Source organism: Pseudonocardia sp. DxW, from assembly GCF_058448985.1.
This window is the reverse complement of the sequence record NZ_JBZFLK010000016.1, coordinates 154,341-174,432: the sequence shown is the minus strand read 5'-3', so window position 1 is coordinate 174,432 and position 20,092 is coordinate 154,341. Positions and strand designations below refer to the sequence as shown.

The following is a 20,092-nucleotide window of genomic DNA, read 5'->3' as shown; positions in this document are numbered from 1 at the left end:
TCGTCTGGGAGTGAGTGCCCGCCATGTCTGTCACCTTCTGCCCTGCCCCGCCCGCCGGCGGCCCGATTGAGCTGGGCGCGAGCCTCGAGTGCCCGGCGTATCCGCCGACCGACCGGCGCTACTTCGCCGACTACGACGCCGCCGTCGCCGGGCTGGCCGACCATCGCCGGTACTGCACCGACCCCGACTGCGGCGAGCACGCCTACCGCCCGTTCGTGGTCGTGCACTACAGCACCGACACCGACCCCAGCCTGAACATCAGCAACCGCAACGCGATGCTGCTGCTGCGCGCGCTCGGGCTCGTCGCCGAGCTCGGCGCCGCCGACGTCCACGAGCCCCCACCCGGCGCCGCGGCCGCACCGCCCCCGGACGCGGACACGCCCCTGGTCGGGGAGCTCACGGCCGAGCAGATGCTCGGCCGCGCCGAGCTGGCCCTGGCCCTGGCCCCCGCCGATGCCGGCGTACCGGTCCGAGACCTCAACACGGCCGGCACGGTCGTGGACTTCGGCCGGCGCGCCGGCTACCTGCAGGACCGGCTCCACGTTCTGCGCGAAGTCGCCCTGTTCGCCCGCGACCAGGCCCGCGACGTCATCTGGCACTGACCACCACCACTGCACTCCCCGACCGGGGGCGCCCACCGCACGCGGTGGGCGCCCCCGTCGTCGTCTGTGAAGGGACACCAGCCATGGAAGAGATCGAGATCGTCGAGGTACCCGGCGGCCGGGTACGGGTCCTGCCCGACGACGCGCCGCAGTCACCGCGCGACTGGGGCACCGTCGGGCACCTGATACTCGACGTGGCCCGTCACGCGTTGCCGTGGGAAGACCACACCGGCCAGCTACAGCAGCTGCGCGAACGCGGCGGGTGGCGCCTGCCCGCCCGCTACCTGACGGTGTTCCACGACGCCGTCGTGGTGCCGGTCTGGGGCTACGCCCACGGCGACCTCGCCCTGCGCGCCGGGGCACGGGTCGGGTCATTCGCCGACCCGTGGGACTCCGGGCAAGCCGGGCTGGCGTACCTGCTCCGCAGCGAACTGCGCACCGCGTGCGGGGACAGCTACCCCGGTGACGAGCAGGCCCGCGCCTACCTGCGCGGCGAAGTCGAGAGCTACGACCAGTGGGCGAGCGGGCAGGTCGTCGGCTACATCGCCGAACAGTGGACACCGTGCCCCGCAGGGACCGCGTGCGAGCACGGCGGATGCGGCGGTGGGGACTGGGTCGAGGTCGAGGCCTGCTGGGGCATCTACGGCATCGACGACGCGATCACCCAGGGCCGCACCGTGCTGGCCGGTGTACGGCACCCGCGGTAGCGGGCGGCGAGGGCTCGGACGTCGGTCCTGGGGCGTCTGCGGCTCGCCACCGGGGTGCCTCCCGGAGACGTGTCGGGTCTCGGTGTGGAGACGCCCGAAGGTCAGCACACCGCGGTGGGGGTCGCGGCGATGAACCGGCGCCGACACCGAGCGGGTGAGACGAGCTCGCGCTGCTCGTCGGCCTGGCGGCCGATCCCACCCGCTCGGGCCCGCGTCGAACCCCCGCCGCCCCTGACGGGCCCCACCACGGCGCGCTGAGGCAGGGCCGCGTCACCAACCAGCCCGACACGCATCCAGGAGGCACCCATGAACGACCAGACCTACATCGGCAACATCGGCAAGAAGCCCACCTTCGAGTTCAACGAGCACACCGGGCGGGCGCGGCTGCAGTTCTCCCTGGCGATCAACAAGCGCTACCAGGACCGCGACACCGGTGAGTGGCGCGACGGCCGGACCCTCTGGCTGAACGTGGTCGCGTTCGGTCCGGTCGCCGAGAACGCCAGCAACCTGGGCTCCGGTGACCCCGTGGTCGTGATCGGCCAGCTGGCCGACAACTCGTTCACCGTGACCGACGACGACGGCCAGTCACGCGAGATCGCCCGCACCGAGGTGCAGGCCAAGATCGTCACGGCCGACACCCGCAAGGCGGCGATCACCGTCACGCGCCAGCCCCGGCGTGAGCACACCGGGTCGACCACCGCCCCCGAGCCGGTCGCCTGACCCCCGGGCGGCTACCGGGCGGGGCGCCCCACCGACAGCGGCGGCGCCCCGCCCGGTCTCCACTCCCGGCCCTGTCCCGGGGCCGGTCCTGTCCGAGCCCGCATGCGAGGTGAGTAGTGATGGATTTCCTGGACCACGACCTGCCCTGCCGCCGGGAGAACGCGGAGCTGTTTTTCCCTGTCGGTACCGGCCGCCCTGCGGCCCGCCAGGTGGAGCGGGCCAAGGCCGTGTGCCGGCGCTGCCCGGTGACCGCGGCCTGCCTCGATTGGGCGGTTCGGGCCGGCGAGGTCGGGGTGTGGGGCGCAACGACCGACGACGAGCGCCGCCGGTCGCGGCCCCGCACCCCGTGCCGGGCTGCTGCGGAGCGTAGCCCGCGGCAGGCGCGGCGGGCCGCCGCGGTGGCGTGTGTCCGCCAGGGCACTGCGCGCGTCGTTGTGGCCGAGCAGTACGGCGTCAGTCCGCGCACGCTGCAGCGCTGGCTCGCCGCCGCCAGCGCCTGATCGTCGGTGGCGACACCGGACGTGGCGCTGCGCCCCGAGCCCCCGGCCGGGGCACGTGCGCGCAGGACGACACGTGAGCCGAAACGCCGCCGCCGGCGGCGTCCGCCGGGGTTGATCTCCCCGGCGCTGACGAGGCAGATCCACTTCACTCGGGAGGTATCCGATGTCGATCACCGTGTGCGGGCCCGCCTGCACCACCGAGATCAAGAACAGTGGCCGGCCCTGCGGGGACCCCCAGACCTCCGCTGTGGGGGCGGTGCTCGAGACCTACGAGCACAACGGCTACGACGACAGCGACTTGTTCGCCGTGGTCTGGGACGGCGAGCAGGTCACCACTCGCGAGTACGCCAGTACGCGGGGCTGGACCTACCACAACACCGCCTCGGTCGACGCGACGCCGCAGGTCCGCGAGGCCGCCCTGGCCTGGTACCGGCGCCAGCTGGCGCCCCAGCTGATCGAGCGCGCGCGGGCGCGCGCCAGCGCACCGCGGGTGGGTCGCCGGGTGCGATCGCTGACCCAGCGCGGCAAGAACGTCGGCGTCACCGGTGAGGTCCGGTGGATCGGCCCGGACCGCTACGCCCGCGGCACGAGCGAACGCGTCGGGATCGCGCCCGCCGGCGAGGACGGGTTGCGGTTCCTGCCCGCCGGCAGCGTCGAGGTGCTCGACCCGGAACCGGTCGACGAGCAGACGCTGCACGCCGCCGCCGCGACCGCCCGGCCCGCAACCTGGCGCTGTGCCCTCGACGACCTGCGCGGCCGGGCGGTGGCCTCGTGAGCAGCGTCGCCACCCTCAACCGGCGCCGCTGCCACCCGCGCGCGTTGATCGTGCACGACCTGCTGGTCACGGCCCGCACCGCCCGGCTCACCGCCGCAGAGCAGGGTGTGCTGCGACGGGCCCCGGTCCGCCTCGCCGATGGCCGCCTGGCCCTCATCGAGGGCGTGTGCCCGGACGGCTGCCACCGCGCCCGTCAACGCGCGCAGCCCTACGGGGTTGCCCCGGCCGCCGATGGCTACGTGGTCACCGCCGCGAACGGTGAACGCATCGGCTGCCTCAGCGCCTACGACCTGACCGCGACCGGCCTGGCCACCCGCTGAAACGCCGCCGACCGTGCCGCCCCGCGTGCGGGGCAACCCGTTGAACCGTCCCATGCGAAAGGGAACTGTCATGAACCAGCAGAGCAGCACCGATCAGGCCGTGATCGCGCACCTGGCGTGGGTGTTCGGCAACGGCTGGACCGCAGCCGAGGCCGGTCCGACGATGGCCTGCATGGAAGCTGATGCGCTCGCCGCAGCCATCGCCGCAGGTGGACACATCGACGACGCGGCGGTGTGGCTGCGTGGACACGCGGCCGCCGACAACGAGGAGGACGACACCCACTGGGGCTTGTCCACGGCCGCGCTGCGCGACTACGCCCTGCTGCTGGCCGGGGAGGGCTCGATCGTCACCGTCCTGCGCCAGGCGCTGCACGACGCGCTGCCCGCCGAGGAGCACGCGCTGCGCGAGACCTTCCCAGCCACCACGACCACGCTCGACCGGCTCGCCACCGGCACGGTCGACCCGGCCGCCCTGGTAGTGCTGCTGGCCCGGCCGGATCGACCGGTGCGGTCCTGGAGCGCGGCCGAGGACGAGTTGACGGCGGCGCAGTCGTGAGCAGCGATCTGACTGACCTCACTGGGCTGGTCACGCGGTATGCGACCGCGCACGCGGCGCTGGTCGCCCACCCCGATTTCGAGGCGGGCTGCCCCCCGGATCGGCTCTACCACGCCCGCGACGACGCCGCGGTCGAGGTGGCAGAAGAGGTGACACGCCTCCTCGACGCACAGGGGGCTCAGGACAGCCCGGTGGGCTTGTCCCCCGCCGACCACCACGATCCCACCCAGGAGCCGGTAGACGCCGTCGAGCACATGCGGGTGCAGGACGCGATCGAGCAGCGGCCCCGGGCCGCAGACGCACCGGCGTCGTGGGTCGCCCGAATCACCGGCCCGTGCTGGATTGTCGACGGCAACGACGTGTGGGAGCAGCCGCATTACCCCGGTTCGTTCGCCGCCGCGCAGGCCGCCCAACGGGCCGCCGACGAGGACGGCAACGACCCCCGTCCCATCCGGCAGCTCGACCAGGAGTGTTGGGCTGCAGCCCGGGACGGCTACTTGGTTGAGGACGACGATCTGGGCTTGGTCCACCACTGCACCGAGGGCGAGGCCCGCGCGGCGGCTGGTCCTGCAGGAGACGACACCGCACCGCCCACCGGGCCGGCGTCGGGTTCGGTCGACGGGGAGGGTCTGCACCCCTTCCACCGCAGCTGAGCTGCAGCAACGACCACCGCGGCGAGGGGAGCGGCTACGCCGCGCTGGCTCTGGTTCGAGAGGTGTCGGGCCGAGGGTGCGGGCGTGTTTCTCCCGCGTCCAGGGCGCCGTTCGCGTCGCTGTCGCGACAGCCCTGGCGGGCTGCCCTGGACCCGCGAGCCTCTACACGCCCTTCGGGCACGCCCCCAAGGGGCAGGCGCACGGCCTGCCCCACCGGGCGGCCCGCCACCGAACCCCCTTTTCCCGCCGCGCACCGTGCGGATCTCACGAACGGAGACCACCTCTGATGAGCACTCAGACCAGCACTGATGTGTCCCGCAATCGCTTTGATCGGTGCGATGCTGATCCCCGCGGCCGAGAGGGGGATCACCGCATGGCACGCACCCGAACCCGCGCACGGCGCCAGGATCCGGAGGTGGTGCGGCTGCGCCGGGTTGCGCTCGATGCGGCCGCCGCCGGGCTGTTCGTGTTCCCGGTCCAGCCGGGGGGCAAGCTCCCGGCCGTGCCGCGGCACAGCGCCGAGCGCTGCCGCGGGCGGGGGATCTGCGCCGAGGGTCATCAGGGCTGGGAGCAGCGCGCCACCCGTGACCGGGCCCAGATCTGCCGCTGGTGGTCCGGCGACGGCGAATCGTCGCGGTTCAATGTGGGGATCGCCTGTGGTCCGTCGGGGATCGTGGTCATCGACCTCGACACCAGCACCGAACCCCTCGCCGACTGGGGCGGGGCGACCACTGGCCGTGAGGTTCTCGACCAGCTCACCGCCCGGCACGGCCAGACGCTGCCCGACACCTACTCGACGCGCACCCCGACCGATGGCGAGCACCTCTATTACCGGATGCCTGACGGGTTGGAGCTGCGCAACACCCATGGCGGGCACGGGCACAGCCTGGGCCCGCTGATCGACACCCGAGCGGCCGGTGGGTTCGTCGTCGGTGCCGGCAGTGTCCGCCCCGAGGGGGCCTACTTCGTGGCCGAGCACGGCCGGATCGCCGAGCTGCCCGACTGGCTGGCCGCGCTGCTGACCCCTCCCCCGCCGCCGGAGCCGCGCCGGGGCGAGGCCCTCGTCCTGCCGACCCGGCGGGCGAATGCCTACGTGGCCGCGATCCTGGCCGGCGAGACCGCCGCCGTCGAACAGGCGCCGAAGGGGCAGCGCCAGATCACCCTGCTCGGCGCGGCCCGCACCCTGGGCCGCCTCGTCGGGGGCGGGGAGCTCGACGCCGACAACGCCCACGCCCTGCTGCTCGACGCCGCGGCGGTCCACATCGGCGTCGACGAGTTCACCCAGGCCGAAGCAGAACGCACCGTCACGCGGGGGATGGCCTACGGCGCTCGATCCCCGCGACGTATCGACCGCCGCCACAGCACCACCACCGACGACGGTGGCGAGGGTGGGGAGGCGTCGTGACCAGGTGCTGGCACGCAGTGCGGGTGCACTGGCCCGACGGCCGCACCCACGACGACCAGATCCGCGGCCACACCGCCGGTGAGGCGATCGCCGCCGCGACCGCCAACTGGATCACCGAGAATCCGCACGGGCGCGCGGACCGGATCGAGTACCTCCCCGGCCCCGCCGTGCTCGGCGACCGGGATCCCGCCGGCGGCGAGACCACCAGGTAGCCGGCGGGGTGCGCCTCGAGGTCGTGGCGGGGGTGACTGCCGCACCCTGCACGCCCGAGAGGGCCCCGGAGGCGATGGACCGCGTGCTGACGCCATCCGGGCGGGATCACCGCGGCGGCGAGGCATCGCCGGCCGCGGGTGGGCAGTGGTGATCCCACACCGGATGGGCCAGCGCGAACCCACGCCCGGGCCCACCCGGTCGTGCCCAGAGGAGGTGCTCTCACCCACCGCCACGACCTGGAGGCAGCACATGACCGTTCACGAACCCACCATCGAACCCGCCCAGACCGCCGCAACGCTGGGCGAGTTCATCCCGGACCGGGTCACGGTCCACCGGTGTCCCTGCTCGACCCGGTCGGTGGCCCTGCACCCGGCCGATCGCGCGGGCCGGATCGTGGCCGATCCCGACTGGGGCGAGCACCAGACCGTGACCTGCGGTCAGTGCGGCCGCTATGGGCGGCTCGACCCCGACGACCCGGAGACCGCGACGGTGGTGGTGCTCGGCAGGGCGCCGCTGCCCGCGGGCTGCCGCGACTGCGGCGCCGAGCACGGCGAACCCTGCCGAGAACCGTTCTGCCCCGGCCAGGACGTCCTCGACCCCCACCCCGGTCCTAACCGGGCCGGCGGCGAGCCGGCGGTCTACCAGGCAGCCGCGCTGCTCGGCGACGTTCCCTCGACGACGCGGATCTGGCGGCACTGGGCCAGCCGGCTGCTCGACCCGTCGAGCGGGCGCGGGGGCCGCGAGGCGGCGCGGTCGGCGATGCAGGCCACCCGGGAGGCCCGGCGGCTGCGCCGCGGCTTGCGCCGCGGACCGGCCACCATCACGACCGCGGCCGGAGCCGACGACGGCGACGTCGGTGAGCTGCTCGAGTTCCTCGGCGGCCGCGGCGGCGTGCGGGATCAGCAGCAGGCGGTGTTCGCGCTGCGGGTGGTGCAGGGCTGGGATGACTCGACGGCCGCGGAGCTGCTCGACGCGGCCGCGGTCTGGCGGGCCGAGGGCCGCGCCCCGTTCTGATCTGACCAGCCACCCCCACCCCGGATCCGGGTCGTGGGTCCGGGGTGGGTCTCCCCTTGGGGTGTGCTCGGTCGGTGCGACTGGACCGCCCGAAGGTCAGCACACCCGGGCCGGGGCGAGCGTCGATGATCTGCCGCCGACCCGACCGGGTGAGACCGCCTGATCGGTTCCCGTGGGCGGCCGGTGCCGGTACGCCGGTCCCCGACCAGCCCGGCCGCGGCCCCGTGGGCGTGGGCTCCACCTGCCCTCCGGTGCCGGGCGTGGGCGCGTGTGCACCCGGGGTGGGTGGGCGGGTGTGCCGTGGGCACGCCGGGCGGTCTCACACCGGTCGGGCCAGCACCGGATCCCCGCCGTCCCTACCGGGACCCCGGCCCGGGCGTGCTGAGGCTGCGCCGCGTTCCAGCCGCACCGACCGAGCACACGGAGGTATCCGAGATGGCCGAGAAGTTCCGCATGGAGAACGGGTTGCTGCTCAGCGACACCACGATGGTCGAGTTCGCCGACGGGTGCGCCGACGCGGGCACCTTCGTGCCCGGCACCCACGAGGCCGGGGAGGTCGTGCCCTGCCCGGGCTGCGACGGCGAGCACCGCATCGCGTCCGCGCTCCCGCTCGAGGTCGCGCACAACATCACCGTCACCAAGGCCGAGCCCGCCGACGACGACGAGCCCGGCACCTGACCAACCCTCGCCCGCTCGGGGCCGGTCCACCACCGGCCCCGGGCGGAGCCCTGCCAGGAGGAACCTCATGACATCGCTGTCTGTGCCAGAACATCAGCGTCTGCTGCGCGACGCGGCCGCCGTCCTGGAGTCCCAGCCCGGCGATGACCGGATCAGCCGGGCCGTCAAGACGGGGCTCGAGTACGCACTCGCCGACCACGAGGACCCGGAAAAGGTCTGCTCGGGCGAGGACTGCCTCGCCGTGGCGGCCGCGCGCCGGGTCCTGGCCCAGTACGGGCCACCCGAGCCCCAGCCGGGGGCAGCGGAAGCCGAGCCGGAGCCCTGACCTCGGACTTTCTGCACCGCACACCCAGGGGCAACGCCCACGCACCCGTGACTGACAGGAGAGATCGGCATGAGTGACACCCGCAGCGCCGCGTGGGACCGCCACGTGGCCCAGATCGACGCCCGGATGGTCGAGCTCGGCATGGCCGACAGCAGCGAGATCGCCCCGGGGTCGGGGTTCTACTACGGCGACATCATGGCGCCGGAGCACTACGAGGCCTACGCGGTGCGTGACCTCGGCCTGATGCCCGACGGGTCGTTCCGCGCCCCGGCCGTGGGCCGCGCTGCGGCCAGGCTCGAGGATGCCTGTGTCGAGCGGATGGCCGCCCGCGACCAACGCGACTTCTTCGGGGACCAGTCACTGGCCGCCTTGGACCGGGTCTGCCACGCCAACGTGGCCGTGCACCGCGCCGAGCAGGCCCTCGCTGAGGCCGAGCAGCGTGAGGCCGCCGGGGAGCTCGACGTTGACGGGGATGCCCGCCTCCGACTCGCCGATGACGAGCAGCTGCTGCACCACAGCATCGCCATGCAGAACCAGGCCGAGCGCGAAGCCGAGCCCGACCACGAGCCCGGCAACTGACCCGCCGCAGCCTGCGGCGCCGGCCGCCAGGGCGGCGGCCCGGCAGTCGATGAGACCCGCATGTGCCCGGGGTGGACACCCACCCCGGGCACACCCATTTCCACCCCCCTTTCTCCTGCGATCCGCGAGGTGTCCTGATGTCCATCACCCACATCCGCCTGTCGATTCCCGGCCCGATGCCGGGCCCGGACCCGCTCGCCGAGACCCGCACCGCGCGGGCGGTCCTGCTGCGGCTGGTCGAGCCCGGGGGTCCCGCCCTGGAGCAGTTCATCCGGCAGGCCGGGCCCCGTGCGGCGGCCGAGCAGCTCTACACCGGCGAGATCCCCGAGGCGCTGGCCGAGCACGTGACCCGCGCCCAGGTGTGGGCCGCGGCCGCAGGGGCGGCCGCCGACGTCGAGACCGGTGCCCGGTACGGGGCACGGTTGCTGATCCCCGAGGACGACCAGTGGCCCACCACCACGGCCCTGAGCGGCACGGTGGGGTTGTGGGTGCGTGGCCAGGCCGACCTGGCGGTCCTGTCCGCGGAGATGGTGTGTGTGACAGGGGCGCGTGCGGCCAGCAGCTACGGCACCCACGTTGCTGCTGATCTCGCCGGCGGGCTCGCCGCCCGGGGCTACGCGGTGGTGGCCGGGGCCTCCTTCGGGATCGAGGCCGCTGCGCACCGGGGTGCCCTGGCCGGGCGCGGCACCACGGTGGCCGTGCTGGCGTGCGGTATCGACCGGGCCTACCCGGTCGCGCACGAGAACCTGCTCGAGCGGATCGCGCAGACCGGGCTGCTGGTCAGCGCCGAGCCGCCCGGGGCCACGACGAGCCGCCGCCGTGTGATCGCCCGTAACCGGCTACAGGCCGCCCTCGCAGACGCCACCGTGGTCGTGGAGGCCGGCGCCCGCTCCGGGGCCCTGCACACCGCCGAGGCCGCGCGCGGCTTCGGCGCAGCCGTGATGGCTGTGCCCGGTCCAGCCACATCGGTCCTGTCGGCCGGGCCACACCAGCTGCTCCGGCTGGGGGCGACGCTGGTCACCAGCGGCGCCGACGTGGTCGACGCGCTCGGCCTGGAGCCGTAGGGCCTGCTCGGTGTCGGTGGGCACCGAGAGGTCACCAGGTCGGTGCCGGTCGGGGTGGTGTGGTCGCCCGCTCGGTGCTGGTGGGCACCGTCGGTGGCCGTCGGTGCCGGTAGGGGTGCGGGTGGGGCCTCCGGTGGTCGGCACGGCTGGATCGCCCGGAGGTCAGCACACCCGTGCCGGGGCAAGCGCCGATGAGCCGCCGCCGACCCGTGCGGGTGATACCGCCCTGTGAGCGTCCCCCGGGCACCGCGGCGGCTTCCCCGTCGCCGGCCGCCCGGCGGTGTCCGGCTCGGCCAGGTGGTCACCCTCGCTGGCCGCTCACCAGGAGCGGGGACCGCAACCGGCGAGCGGGGCCGGGTTCGTCGGGGCCGGTAGGCGGTCTCACCCGCACGGGCCAGCACCGGCTCCCCGACGTCCCTTCGGGACCCCGGCACGGGCGTGCTGAGGCTGCGCCGCGTTCCAGCCGCACCGACCACCGGAGGCCCAGATGAGCACGGTCACCACTTCCAGCGCCATCGAGTTCAGCCCCGTCCTGGGGCACCACGTCTACGCCGGGACCGACGTGCCGGCTCTGACCCGGCGTGAGGCCGAGATCGCCGCCGATCTCGTCGAGGACGAGCTGCTCGGCGCGCTGGAGCCGGCGGTCAGCAGCTACGGCGACGAGGAGCCGGCCTTCTGAGGGCGGCCCGCAGGGGTCCCGCCCTCGGCGGGACCCCTGCGCCGTAGCAACGCCGCGTAGAGCGCGGCGACAGGCCCTGCCGGGCCCGAGCTCGCGCGTCATCGACGCGCGGACACCGCACGCACGATCGGGAGGAGAAGCCACGATGGCATCAGCAGCGAAGGGCAGCGACCAGCTCGGCGAGCTGGACCAGGTGACACGGGCCGCGATCGGGCCCCGCCGGGTCGGGGGGATCTACCGCAGCGGCTACCTGGACTGCCAGTACCGGGTCGAGGAAGTCTTGACCGGGGAAGCGGCCTGGGCGGTGATCCCGTTCTCGGATTTCGCCCTGGTCGAGGTCGACCTCACCGGCCCGCGGGCGGGGCGGTCGCGGGTGCACTGCACCGCCTGGGACTCCCGCCGCGACGAGATCGTCGAGATGCCCGAGCATCACCGCCTGGAGGGCACCGACCCGGCGCCGTAGACGCCGCAGCCCGCGCCGGCAGCGGCGCCCGCCAGCAATCCACGCCCGGCCGCGAAGCCGGGCCGGTAGGTGACGCCGGGAGCGACCCGCCGGTTCCCGGGCAGGTACGCCAGGGGCCGGGCTCGAGGAGAGCGGCCGCGCGGGGCGCGGCCATCGGCCCTACCGGGCCGCGCGCCAGACCAGGCCGGGATCTCGGCCAGGCCGGGCGGGCGGCGGTGGCGTGGGGCCGCTCAAGGCCGCGGCGGGCCGAGAACCCCGAGGGACCCGCCTGCGGCGGGGCGGATGGGCTTGTCGGCCCTAAAGCTAAGCACGGCCTCACTCAACATCAAGGGCGCTCCGCTGGCGCTCCGCGTCGCCTTCGGCGACAGCCCTTCGGGCTGCCCTTGACGTCGAGCCTCGGAGGCCGTGCAACCGCCGCGAAGCGGCAGCGGGGCAAGGCGCCCGCTACCCATCACGGGCCGACAAGCCCACCCGCTACCGAGCACCGGCCAGCGAAGGAGTGCAGCCACGATGAACACCCAGACCGCCGAAACCACCACGATCGACGCTGCCGAGAAGATGGGCCAGGTGGCCGACCTGATTGCGGCGGGTGCGACGCGCGAGGCGCGACGCCGTACCGCGCGGCTCGCCGACACGGCGACGGTGACCACTCGCGCGCTGCTGGGCGAGATCCTCGCCGCCCTGGAGACCCACCCGGCGGTCACGATTCCGAAGCTGCGGGACCTGTGGAAGGTCAGCGACGAGGACGGCCGCGCCCTGGTGCTGGCGTGCGTGCCGCACGCGGAGCGCCGCGCGGAGGCTGCCACGCAGGCCGAGCGGATGGCTCAGGCCACCCGGGCGGAGCGGCGCGAGTACGCCCGCCGCCGCCCGGGCTCGGTGGTCACCCGCCAGGGCAGCCCGCAGCCGCGGCGCGGCCAGCGCGCCACCGACAACGACACCGCGTCGCGGCGCTACTTTGACGAGCGGGTCGACCCGGCCGAGGACACCGACGAGCAGTCGGATTACCAGCAGCTCGACTACGACCTCGCCGCCGTGCCGCCCATGCGGGGTCTGCCGTGCGTGGCGTGCGGGGTCGAGCGGTCGACCCGCGACCAGCAGCGCAGCCACGACGACGGGCTGTGCGAGGACTGCCGCGAGGACGGCACGGCCGGAGTGGCGATCCGGACTGCCACCGCGACCCGGGCCGAGGTCCTGATCGCGCGCTGCGAGTACATCGCCGCCACGTCGGCGACCCCGGCCGAGCGCAACGCCCGGCTCAACCGCGACTGGCGGTGCCTGCGCACCGAGGACAAGTTCACCGTGTCCGACTGGCACGCCCGCCAGCCCGCCTGACCCGCACCACCGAGAAAGGGGCCCCGCCACGGCGGGGCCCCTTTGGCGTGTGCCCGGCCGACGCGGAACGAGCCCCCCGGGCCGGTCGGTCGGCGGCACGCTGTCGCCGCACCACGGGTCCGCCGGCGGAGCGTCTCCCCCGGGCCGCCGGCGGGGACGCGAGGCGCTCAGGGCCCGCGCCGGGCCGAGCGTTCGGCGGACCCGGCCTGGCGGCGGCACAGCCCGGTCCGCGCGGCCAGCGAGCCGGCCGGGCGGTGAACCGCGGTCCGGCACGCGGAGGACGAGGAGACGACCACCGCCATGGCGGCAGCACGGCCCAGCGCGAGGCGCTCAGGGGCCGCGCCGGGCCGAGCGTTCGGCGGACCCGGCCTGGCGGCGGCACAGCCCAGCCGACGCGGCCACGGAGTCGGCCGTCCCGTGTAGGGCGGCCACGGCTTACGCGGAGGCCTGGTCGGCGGGATCGGTGGCCGGGCCGGCCGCGGGGGTATCGACCGCGGCCACCGTCGGCGTCGGCTCGGCCGGGTCGTGAGCGTCGCGCGCCTGCGGCGCGGCCGCTGTGGCGGCAGACCCGGCCGGGGGCCGTGCCTGCCGCAGAAGGGTCCGCACCCGCTTGACCGCGAGACCGAACATCGCGGCCAAGTCGTCGACCTTGCGGCCGGCGCGCTGGAGCTCGGCGAGGATCTCGCGCTGGCGCTGCTCGATCTCACCGAGCCGGGAATCGGCGTCGTCGCTCACGCGCCGACTCTGCACCTCGAGGTCAGCCAGCGCGGCGTCCCGCTCGGCAACGACCTGAGCCGCTTCGGCGTCCGCGCGCGCGTAGCGCTCGAACGCCTCGTCCTCACGCCGCCGGCGTTCGGCCTCCTCGGCATCGAGCCGGTCCCGGGCCGCGGTCAGCTCGGCGACCCGGTCCCGAACCTGCCGGTCCGTCTTCGTCCTGCCCTTGCCTGCCAACGCGCCCCACCTCCGCGGTTGCTCTGACCATGGCGAGCCCGACCGGGGTCACCCAGTGCTGCCCCCGCGGACCCTCACAGGGTCACCAACCGGTGTCCCCTGCAGCGTCGATACCGGTCACCAGATCCTAGCCGTCCCTGTCTACTTCACGGCCCTTCTTGCTGTGGAACGACGGTCAAACGACAGCACTGGCGCGCCACGAAGATGACAGCGCCGTTGGATCGCCTCCAGGCTGCCTACGGGGTGCCTGCTCACATCGCAAACATCCTCACCGACGATGACGCCGCCAAATCCGGGGCCGCGCCCCGGGCGCCGGGAACGGCGAGCGACCGCGTAGGCCGAGGGCTCAGCCGGAGTCAGGTGGTTCAAATGTGCCGCGGCCACCGCCCCGGGGAACGCGGCCTCGATATCGTTGGGCTCGAGCACGTCGTCCTTGCCGCGCTGGTGAATCAGTGTGTTCCCCGGGCTCGAGGCGGCCGGGGCGCGTTGACCCTCCGGGGCTGTGCGTCGGGTCCGCCGAGGACGTTATCGGCGGCAATGTTCGGGATTTGAAGGACATCGGTGCCGAGGCCGTCGTGGGCCTTTGTGGCGGACGCGCCCGCCACGGCGCTGTGGGAGCGGTCTTCGCTGGCTCGGTGTTGTGACCACCTCGTTGGCCGAGCTGGCCCTCTCGCAGGCGGGCGTTGATCGGGTGGTCGAGGCGGTTGACGCGGTGCCGTACGCCAACCCGTGCCGTCACCGCCGACGAGGTCCGTTCCTGCTCCTGCGTGCCCGCTTCGGCGAGCAGCTGGCCGAATGGGGCGCGTTCGCGCCGGTGGTGGGGTCAGTCCGCAGGCTGGGCGCTGAACCAGCTGGCGACTTGCGTGCGGGACGCGAAGTCGAGTTTCCTGAGGATCCGCTCGACGTGGCCGTCGACGGTGCGCCGGGAGATGAACAATCGGCTGGCGATCTCCTTGTTGCTCATACCGTGAGTGATGAGTGCGGTGACCTCGCGTTCGCGGGTGGTGAGTGCGGCTGGCTGCCCCGACTTGGCTGGGACGACCGGCGTTGTGCACTCGTTCGAGGTCACGATATCGATGCACAGGCGGATGGCGTCCGGGAGGGTGGCGACTGAGTGCTCCTCGCGCAGGGTGTTTGCACGCTCGATACCGAGGGTCTCGTCGATTCGGTGCGAGTAGGAACGTCTCTCGTCGGAGAGGTGCGGGCCGAAGGCTTTCAGCGAGGTTCCGAGCTTGCGCCACACCGAGTCGGCCAGCCCGGACAATGCCGCTGCCTCGGCTGCCCGACCCAGCGCCGCGGTAATCCACGAGGCGACCTCGATGCCGAGTGCAGCACAGACTCCGTCGCGGAAATCGCACTCGATGTGCATCGTCGTCAGAATTGCGTCCTGGGCGAGCTCGAGCTCACCCAGGTGTAGCCGCGCTATCGCCTCGATCCACTTGGCGTAGCCATGGTTCCATTGCTCGCCCTCGGCTGTGGCGCGCTCCACGATGTTTGCGGCCGTGGCGATCGCGTCGTGCGGCCGTCCGGCATAGATCTCGGCCGTACCGAGTTGGTAGGCGGCGGTCAGCTCAGCTGGCACGTCACCGGCGGTGCGGTGCAGCTCGATCGCCTGGCGGTACCGGTCTACCGCTGCGGTGAGGTCGCCCTCGAACAGGTTCAGTAGGGCGGTCCAGTGCGTGGCGTGCCCCAGCATCGCCACGTCGCCAAGCGACTTCGCAATCCTCATCGACTCCGGAAGGTGCTCCCGTGCAGCGGCCTGGTCGCCCTGGATCAAGGCCACCCACGACGCGGCCCAGAGTGCGTCGGCGCGCTCTGCCGTGTCCGGCTCCAGTCGGATCAGGAGATGTTCGAGCCATCGCCGCCCGTAGGTCAGGAAGCCACCGGCGATCCAGTGGTATCGAAGCAAGGTCGCCAGGCGCGCACCGGCCGGCGCCTCGCCCGGGGTCTGGGCGGACCAGGCGAGAGCGGCGATCAGATTCGGATGGTCATGCCGCAGACGTGCCAGGTCGCGGGCCTGCTCAGGCCCGCACCAGCGATCGATCGTGCCTTGGGTCTGGGTGATGAAGTGGTCCCGGTGGCGCCGCCGGACCTCGTCGGTCGCACCGGCTCGGTCGAGGCGTTCGCTACCGTACTCGCGCAGCGACACGAGCTGCCGGTAGCGCAGTGACTCGTCGTCGTCCCGATCGACGAGCACGACCGACTTGCCGACGAGACCGTCGAGCGCTTCGAGGAGCCGATCACCGTGCAGGTCGCCATACCCGCAGACCCCTTCGAGGGTAGGGAGGTCCACGGGAGCCGGGAACACTGATATGCGGTCCCAGAGCAACTGCTCGTCGGGGCCGCACAGGGCATAACTCCAGTCGATCAACGCGCGAAGCGACTGCTGGCGCGGTTCGGCGTCGTTGGCCGGGCCGGAGAGCGAGTACAGGCGCCCGTCGAGCCGGTCGACGACCTGCGTGGGCGACAGGGAACGCAGCCGCACGGCGGCGAGCTCGATGGCGAGTGGGATCCCATCGAGTCTGCGGCAGAGGGTGATGACTGCGTCACGGTTGTGATCGGTGATTGTGAACTCGGGCAGGACGCTGTGGACACGATCGAGCAGCAGTCGAACTGCCGGCACCTGCTCGAGGGTGTCCGGCGCGGACTCGACGTCCGGGACGGCCAACGGGTCGAGGCGATGGACCTGCTCGCCTCGGATGCCCAGTGGCTCACGGCTGGTGGCGAGGATCCTGAGCTGGGGAAGGGCGTGCAGGAGCCGCAGGATCAGCCGCACGCTGCCCTGGATGAGGTGCTCGCAGTTATCGACGACCAGCAGCGCCGACGCACCGTCGAGATGATCGACGATGCGGTCCCCGGCGTCCCTGTTCGACTGGTCTGACACCCGCATCGCGGTCGCGACGGCGGGTGCAATCTGGGAGGCGTCGGTGACGCTCGCGAGTTCCACGACGTGGACGCCGTCGGCGAAGTCCATCTCGCGTGCCGCGGTCACGGCAGTGCGGGTCTTCCCGACACCGCCGGGTCCTGTCAGCGTCACCAACCGGGAGGAGTACAGCTCCGAGCGCAGGCGGTCGAGGGTTCGCTCGCGACCGATAAAGCTCGTCAGTGAACGCACCGGGCCCCTACCGCTGCCCAGAGCGGGTAGCTGGCGCCGTGCGTCACCGGCGACGTCGACCATGACGCCCTCCTGCTCACGTGACTGGCCAGAGCATGGCATAAATCATAACCAGCTCCCTCTAATACTGCAACGGCAGTTGATTAGCCCGGTGGTCGCTCACCGCGGCGCCGATAGTGGCAGTCGCGGGCCTGTTGCTGGCGTTCGCGTCGCCATGTCGACCAATGCATGACGTGGTCGACGCAGGTCAGCGGGGTGAAGACGAGAGTGGCGAGGAGGCGGCGGATCTCGTTGCCCGACAGTGGGATCAGTCGACGACGGCCGGTTGAGGATCCCCCTTTTCGGTCTCGCGTTCGTGTTCGGTGGCGCGGGTGGCGGCGAGGTAGGCGGCGGCGAGCATGGCCAGGGTGATGTGGGCATACCAGGCTCGGTAGGAGCGCACCTGGTAGTGGTCGAGCCCGGCTTCGTTCTTCGCGGTCTGGAAGCACTCCTCGATCGCCCACCGCGCCCCGGCAACCCGAACCAGCTCGCGGAGTGGGGTGTTCGCGGGTGCGGCGCAGCGGTAGAACGCCAGCTCACGCACCGTCTTGTCCTCGTCGGGTTCGGTCTGGCGACGCACCAGCAGCCAGTGCCCCCACTCGTCCGGCAGCCCCGTGGACTCCAGGGCCACCGCGGTCCAGTCGTAGACCCGCTGCCCGTGCGCTCCCGGCCCGATCGAGCGCTGTTCCCACCCGCTGGCGCCGGTGCCGGGGTCGCGGGCACCGGCGATCGTGGCCAGGACCTTGGCCTGGCGGCGGTGCCCGTCGGTGCAGCGCAGGACGTCGTCGTTGCGGGTGGCGAGCACGAACGGGATCTGGCGCTCGGCCAGCCAGGTGCGGAAGGTGGGGTTCTGACCGTAGGCCTCGTCCGCGGTCACCCACGACCCTGTTGTGAGCGCTTCGGCCGAGCGGGCGCGTTCGAGCATGGCGATCCCGAGCTGTGGTTTCGTCGCGAACCCGACCTCGTCGGGGACATCGGCCTTCGCGCACCGTTCGCGGTCCTCGGTCCACGAGGTCGGCAGATACAGCTCCCGATCGATCAACGCCCGCCCTCGAGCGCTGGCATAGGCCAGGAAGACACCCAGCTGACAGTTGTCGATCTTGCCGGTGGTGCCGGTGTACTGGCGCTGCACCCCGGCCGAGCCGGTGCCCTTCTTGATGAACCCGGTCTCGTCGATGACGAACACCCCGCTCACCGGGTCGCCGAGTGTGTCGAGGACGTAGTCGCGGAGGTCGTCGCGGACCCCGTCAACGTCCCAGTCCGCGGTGCGCAGCAGCCGCTGCGTCCCGTCCGGCGAGACCGCACCGGCGTGCTCGGCCAGGGTCCAGCCGTTCTTGCGCTCCAGCCCAGCCAGCAGCCCGCGCACGTACGCTCCGGCCCGCGCGCGGGGCTCACGACGGAAGAACCGAGGACCGATCGAGGCTATGACCTGGTCCAACGCCGCTACCCACCCAGCAAGATCCACCACACGGCGATCATCACCGCCGAACGACCGTCAGCCTCTCACGACACGCCGAAACCGCCGTTGCAGTACTAACCACCCAGCTTGCCTAGCTGGGGTCAGCCAGTGCGGCCATACCTGACTACGGAGCGTGGATACCCGGGTAACGCTCCGACCGCGGGGGTGTCTCCGGTCACGGCAATGGGGTGATTCCACGCTATCCATCCCATGGGACCCGCCGTCACGGTGTAACGACGGTCACAGACGACCGCTGATCACCACGTCACCATGCAAGGAGGCTGGTTCCTGTGGTGTCCTCCACCACCGCACGCCACGACGCGATCATCGTCGGAGCCGGGTTCGCCGGTCTGTACGCCATCCACGCGCTGCGCAACCAGCAGGGTAGGGACGTCATCGCCTTCGACGCCGCGGACGGTGTCGGCGGTACCTGGTTCTGGAACGCCTACCCGGGCTGCCGGGTGGACATCGAGAGCGTCCACTACTCCTACTCGTTCGACGAGAAGCTGCAGCAGGAGTGGCACTGGACCGAGCGCTTCCCGGCCCAGCCGGAGATCCTGCGCTACCTCAACCACGTCGCCGACCGCTTCGACCTGCGCCGCAGCATCCGATTCGGTACTCGGATCACCTCGCTCACCTGGAACGACGAGGACTCGGTGTGGACCGCGACCACCGACCGCGGCGAGACACACCGCGCCCGCTACGTCATCTCCGGCGCCGGAACACTGTCGGTGCCCAAGGAGCCGGAGTTCACCGGCGCCGACAACTTCGCCGGCGAGCTGTACATGACCGGCAACTGGCCGAAGCACGACGTGAGTTTCGAGGGCAAGCGGGTCGGCATCATCGGCGTCGGCTCCTCGGGGATCCAGGCGATCAGCGAGATCGCGAAGTTCGCGGGCCACCTCACGGTCCTGCAACGGACCCCGAACTACGCCACCCCGATCGGCAACTACCCGACCGACCCGGCCGAGGAGGCCGCCGAGAAGGCCGACTACCCGGCCATCCGCGAGGCGTCGCGCAACGCCTTCCTCGGCGTCCCCTACTCCGAGGTGCAGCCCTCGGCCCTCGCGGCGACCCCGGAGGAGCGCCGGGAGGTCTTCGACGACCGGTGGAACCGCGGCGGCTTCCGCCTGTTCATCGACGCCTACGGCGACATCCTGTTCGACCACGAGGCCAACGACACGGTCGCCCAGTACATCCGGGACCGGATCTACGAGCGCGTTGAGGACCCGGCGAAGGCCGAGCTGCTCGCGCCGCGCGGCTACCCCTACGGCACCAAGCGGCCGCCGTTAGAGACCGACTACTACGAGGCCTACAACCGGTCCAACGTCGATCTGGTTGACGTGCGGTCGAACCCGATCGAGGAGGTGACCGCGTCCGGCGTCCGGCTGGCCGACGGCACCGAGATCGAGTTCGACATGCTGATCTTGGCCACCGGCTTCGATGCCTGCACCGGCCCGCTGCTGGCCATGAACGTCCGTGGTCGCGGCGGCGTGTCGCTGAACGAGCACTGGGCCGACGGGCCGCAGACCTACCTCGGCCTGATGGCCGCCGGCTTCCCGAACCTGTTCATGATCACCGGGCCGCAGAGCCCGTCGGTGCTCTACAACATGCCGCTGGCGATCGAGGACCACGTCGACTTCTCCGTCGAGGCGATCAACCACCTCGAGCGGAACGGCCAGGCGGTCATCGAGCCGACGCCGGAGGCCGAACGGGAGTGGGTCGCGCACACCAACGAGGTGGCACAGGCCACGCTGCTACCTGACTCGTCCACGTCCTGGTACATGGGCGGGAACGTGCCGGGCAAGCCGCGGCGACCCCTGGTCTACCTCGCCGGTGCGCCGACCTACCGCGCCAAGTGCGACGAGGTCGTGGCCAACGGCTACGAGGGCTTCGCGATCACCGGTTCCGCCGACCGCGCCCTCGCGCGGGCCTGAGAGGGG

Annotated in this window: 22 protein-coding genes and 1 other RNA gene; 20 read left to right on the top strand and 3 right to left on the bottom strand. The window is 72.6% G+C overall.

Annotation, left to right across the window (positions count from 1 at the left end):
- Positions 1–23 precede the first annotated feature (23 nt).
- From ACVJO7_RS24030 to ACVJO7_RS23940, 19 genes are all read left to right on the top strand, one after another.
- The gene (locus ACVJO7_RS24030) at positions 24–602 is read left to right on the top strand and encodes a hypothetical protein (RefSeq protein WP_491674750.1); all 579 of its coding nucleotides are present in this window, start codon (positions 24–26) and stop codon (positions 600–602) included.
- An 83-nt stretch (positions 603–685) separates the two neighbouring features.
- Entirely contained in the window at positions 686–1,309 is a 624-nt protein-coding gene (locus ACVJO7_RS24025) for a hypothetical protein (RefSeq protein WP_281010741.1), read from the top strand.
- 306 nt (positions 1,310–1,615) lie between these two features.
- Entirely contained in the window at positions 1,616–2,029 is a 414-nt protein-coding gene (locus tag ACVJO7_RS24020; RefSeq protein WP_281010742.1) for a single-stranded DNA-binding protein, read from the top strand.
- Positions 2,030–2,148: 119 nt separating this feature from the next.
- On the top strand, positions 2,149–2,529 hold the full coding sequence (locus ACVJO7_RS24015) for a WhiB family transcriptional regulator (RefSeq protein ID WP_482638822.1): 381 nt from the start codon (positions 2,149–2,151) through the stop codon (positions 2,527–2,529).
- 76 nt (positions 2,530–2,605) lie between these two features.
- Positions 2,606–2,673: hammerhead ribozyme type II (locus tag ACVJO7_RS24010), an RNA gene on the top strand.
- Between the two features lie 19 nt (positions 2,674–2,692).
- Positions 2,693–3,304: a hypothetical protein gene (locus ACVJO7_RS24005; protein ID WP_491674749.1), complete on the top strand. Its 612-nt coding sequence runs from the start codon at positions 2,693–2,695 to the stop codon at positions 3,302–3,304.
- Positions 3,301–3,624: a hypothetical protein gene (locus ACVJO7_RS24000; protein WP_491674748.1), complete on the top strand. Its 324-nt coding sequence runs from the start codon at positions 3,301–3,303 to the stop codon at positions 3,622–3,624. The genes ACVJO7_RS24005 and ACVJO7_RS24000 overlap by 4 nt, the downstream gene beginning before the upstream one ends.
- A gap of 70 nt (positions 3,625–3,694) precedes the next feature.
- The gene (locus ACVJO7_RS23995; RefSeq protein ID WP_491674747.1) at positions 3,695–4,180 is read left to right on the top strand and encodes a hypothetical protein; all 486 of its coding nucleotides are present in this window, start codon (positions 3,695–3,697) and stop codon (positions 4,178–4,180) included.
- Positions 4,177–4,833 carry a hypothetical protein gene (locus ACVJO7_RS23990; RefSeq protein WP_491674746.1) on the top strand — a complete coding sequence of 219 codons (657 nt, stop codon included), beginning with the start codon at positions 4,177–4,179 and terminating at the stop codon, positions 4,831–4,833. The genes ACVJO7_RS23995 and ACVJO7_RS23990 overlap by 4 nt, the downstream gene beginning before the upstream one ends.
- Before the next feature lie 373 nt (positions 4,834–5,206).
- Positions 5,207–6,238 (top strand): bifunctional DNA primase/polymerase, encoded by a 1,032-nt coding sequence (locus tag ACVJO7_RS23985; protein ID WP_491674745.1) that lies wholly within the window; start codon positions 5,207–5,209, stop codon positions 6,236–6,238.
- Positions 6,235–6,450 (top strand): hypothetical protein, encoded by a 216-nt coding sequence (locus ACVJO7_RS23980; protein ID WP_491674744.1) that lies wholly within the window; start codon positions 6,235–6,237, stop codon positions 6,448–6,450. Before ACVJO7_RS23985 ends, ACVJO7_RS23980 begins: the two co-directional genes overlap by 4 nt.
- A gap of 250 nt (positions 6,451–6,700) precedes the next feature.
- Entirely contained in the window at positions 6,701–7,465 is a 765-nt protein-coding gene (locus ACVJO7_RS23975; protein WP_491674743.1) for a hypothetical protein, read from the top strand.
- Positions 7,466–7,900: 435 nt separating this feature from the next.
- A complete protein-coding gene (locus ACVJO7_RS23970; protein ID WP_491674742.1) occupies positions 7,901–8,143 on the top strand; it encodes a hypothetical protein in 243 nt (80 codons plus the stop codon).
- Between the two features lie 67 nt (positions 8,144–8,210).
- Positions 8,211–8,468: a hypothetical protein gene (locus ACVJO7_RS23965; protein ID WP_491674741.1), complete on the top strand. Its 258-nt coding sequence runs from the start codon at positions 8,211–8,213 to the stop codon at positions 8,466–8,468.
- 69 nt (positions 8,469–8,537) lie between these two features.
- A complete protein-coding gene (locus tag ACVJO7_RS23960; protein ID WP_491674740.1) occupies positions 8,538–9,047 on the top strand; it encodes a hypothetical protein in 510 nt (169 codons plus the stop codon).
- 137 nt (positions 9,048–9,184) lie between these two features.
- Positions 9,185–10,111 carry a DNA-processing protein DprA gene (locus ACVJO7_RS23955; protein ID WP_491674739.1) on the top strand — a complete coding sequence of 309 codons (927 nt, stop codon included), beginning with the start codon at positions 9,185–9,187 and terminating at the stop codon, positions 10,109–10,111.
- Positions 10,112–10,598: 487 nt separating this feature from the next.
- On the top strand, positions 10,599–10,790 hold the full coding sequence (locus ACVJO7_RS23950) for a hypothetical protein (RefSeq protein ID WP_491674738.1): 192 nt from the start codon (positions 10,599–10,601) through the stop codon (positions 10,788–10,790).
- Between the two features lie 145 nt (positions 10,791–10,935).
- Positions 10,936–11,253 carry a hypothetical protein gene (locus tag ACVJO7_RS23945; protein ID WP_491674737.1) on the top strand — a complete coding sequence of 106 codons (318 nt, stop codon included), beginning with the start codon at positions 10,936–10,938 and terminating at the stop codon, positions 11,251–11,253.
- Positions 11,254–11,763: 510 nt separating this feature from the next.
- The gene (locus tag ACVJO7_RS23940) at positions 11,764–12,585 is read left to right on the top strand and encodes a hypothetical protein (protein ID WP_491674736.1); all 822 of its coding nucleotides are present in this window, start codon (positions 11,764–11,766) and stop codon (positions 12,583–12,585) included.
- A 435-nt stretch (positions 12,586–13,020) separates the two neighbouring features.
- Here the strand turns inward: ACVJO7_RS23940 and ACVJO7_RS23935 are convergent, their stop codons facing one another.
- The 3 genes from ACVJO7_RS23935 to ACVJO7_RS23925 form a co-directional block, all read right to left on the bottom strand.
- A complete protein-coding gene (locus tag ACVJO7_RS23935) occupies positions 13,021–13,536 on the bottom strand; it encodes a translation initiation factor IF-2 (protein WP_491674735.1) in 516 nt (171 codons plus the stop codon).
- Between the two features lie 823 nt (positions 13,537–14,359).
- Positions 14,360–16,714 (bottom strand): LuxR C-terminal-related transcriptional regulator, encoded by a 2,355-nt coding sequence (locus ACVJO7_RS23930; protein ID WP_491674734.1) that lies wholly within the window; start codon positions 16,712–16,714, stop codon positions 14,360–14,362.
- A gap of 244 nt (positions 16,715–16,958) precedes the next feature.
- Positions 16,959–18,158, bottom strand: coding sequence for an IS701 family transposase (locus tag ACVJO7_RS23925; RefSeq protein ID WP_491674733.1), 1,200 nt, complete (start codon positions 18,156–18,158; stop codon positions 16,959–16,961).
- Positions 18,159–18,442: 284 nt separating this feature from the next.
- Between ACVJO7_RS23925 and ACVJO7_RS23920 the strand changes: the two genes are divergently transcribed.
- On the top strand, positions 18,443–20,086 hold the full coding sequence (locus ACVJO7_RS23920; protein ID WP_491674732.1) for a flavin-containing monooxygenase: 1,644 nt from the start codon (positions 18,443–18,445) through the stop codon (positions 20,084–20,086).
- Positions 20,087–20,092: the final 6 nt, after the last annotated feature.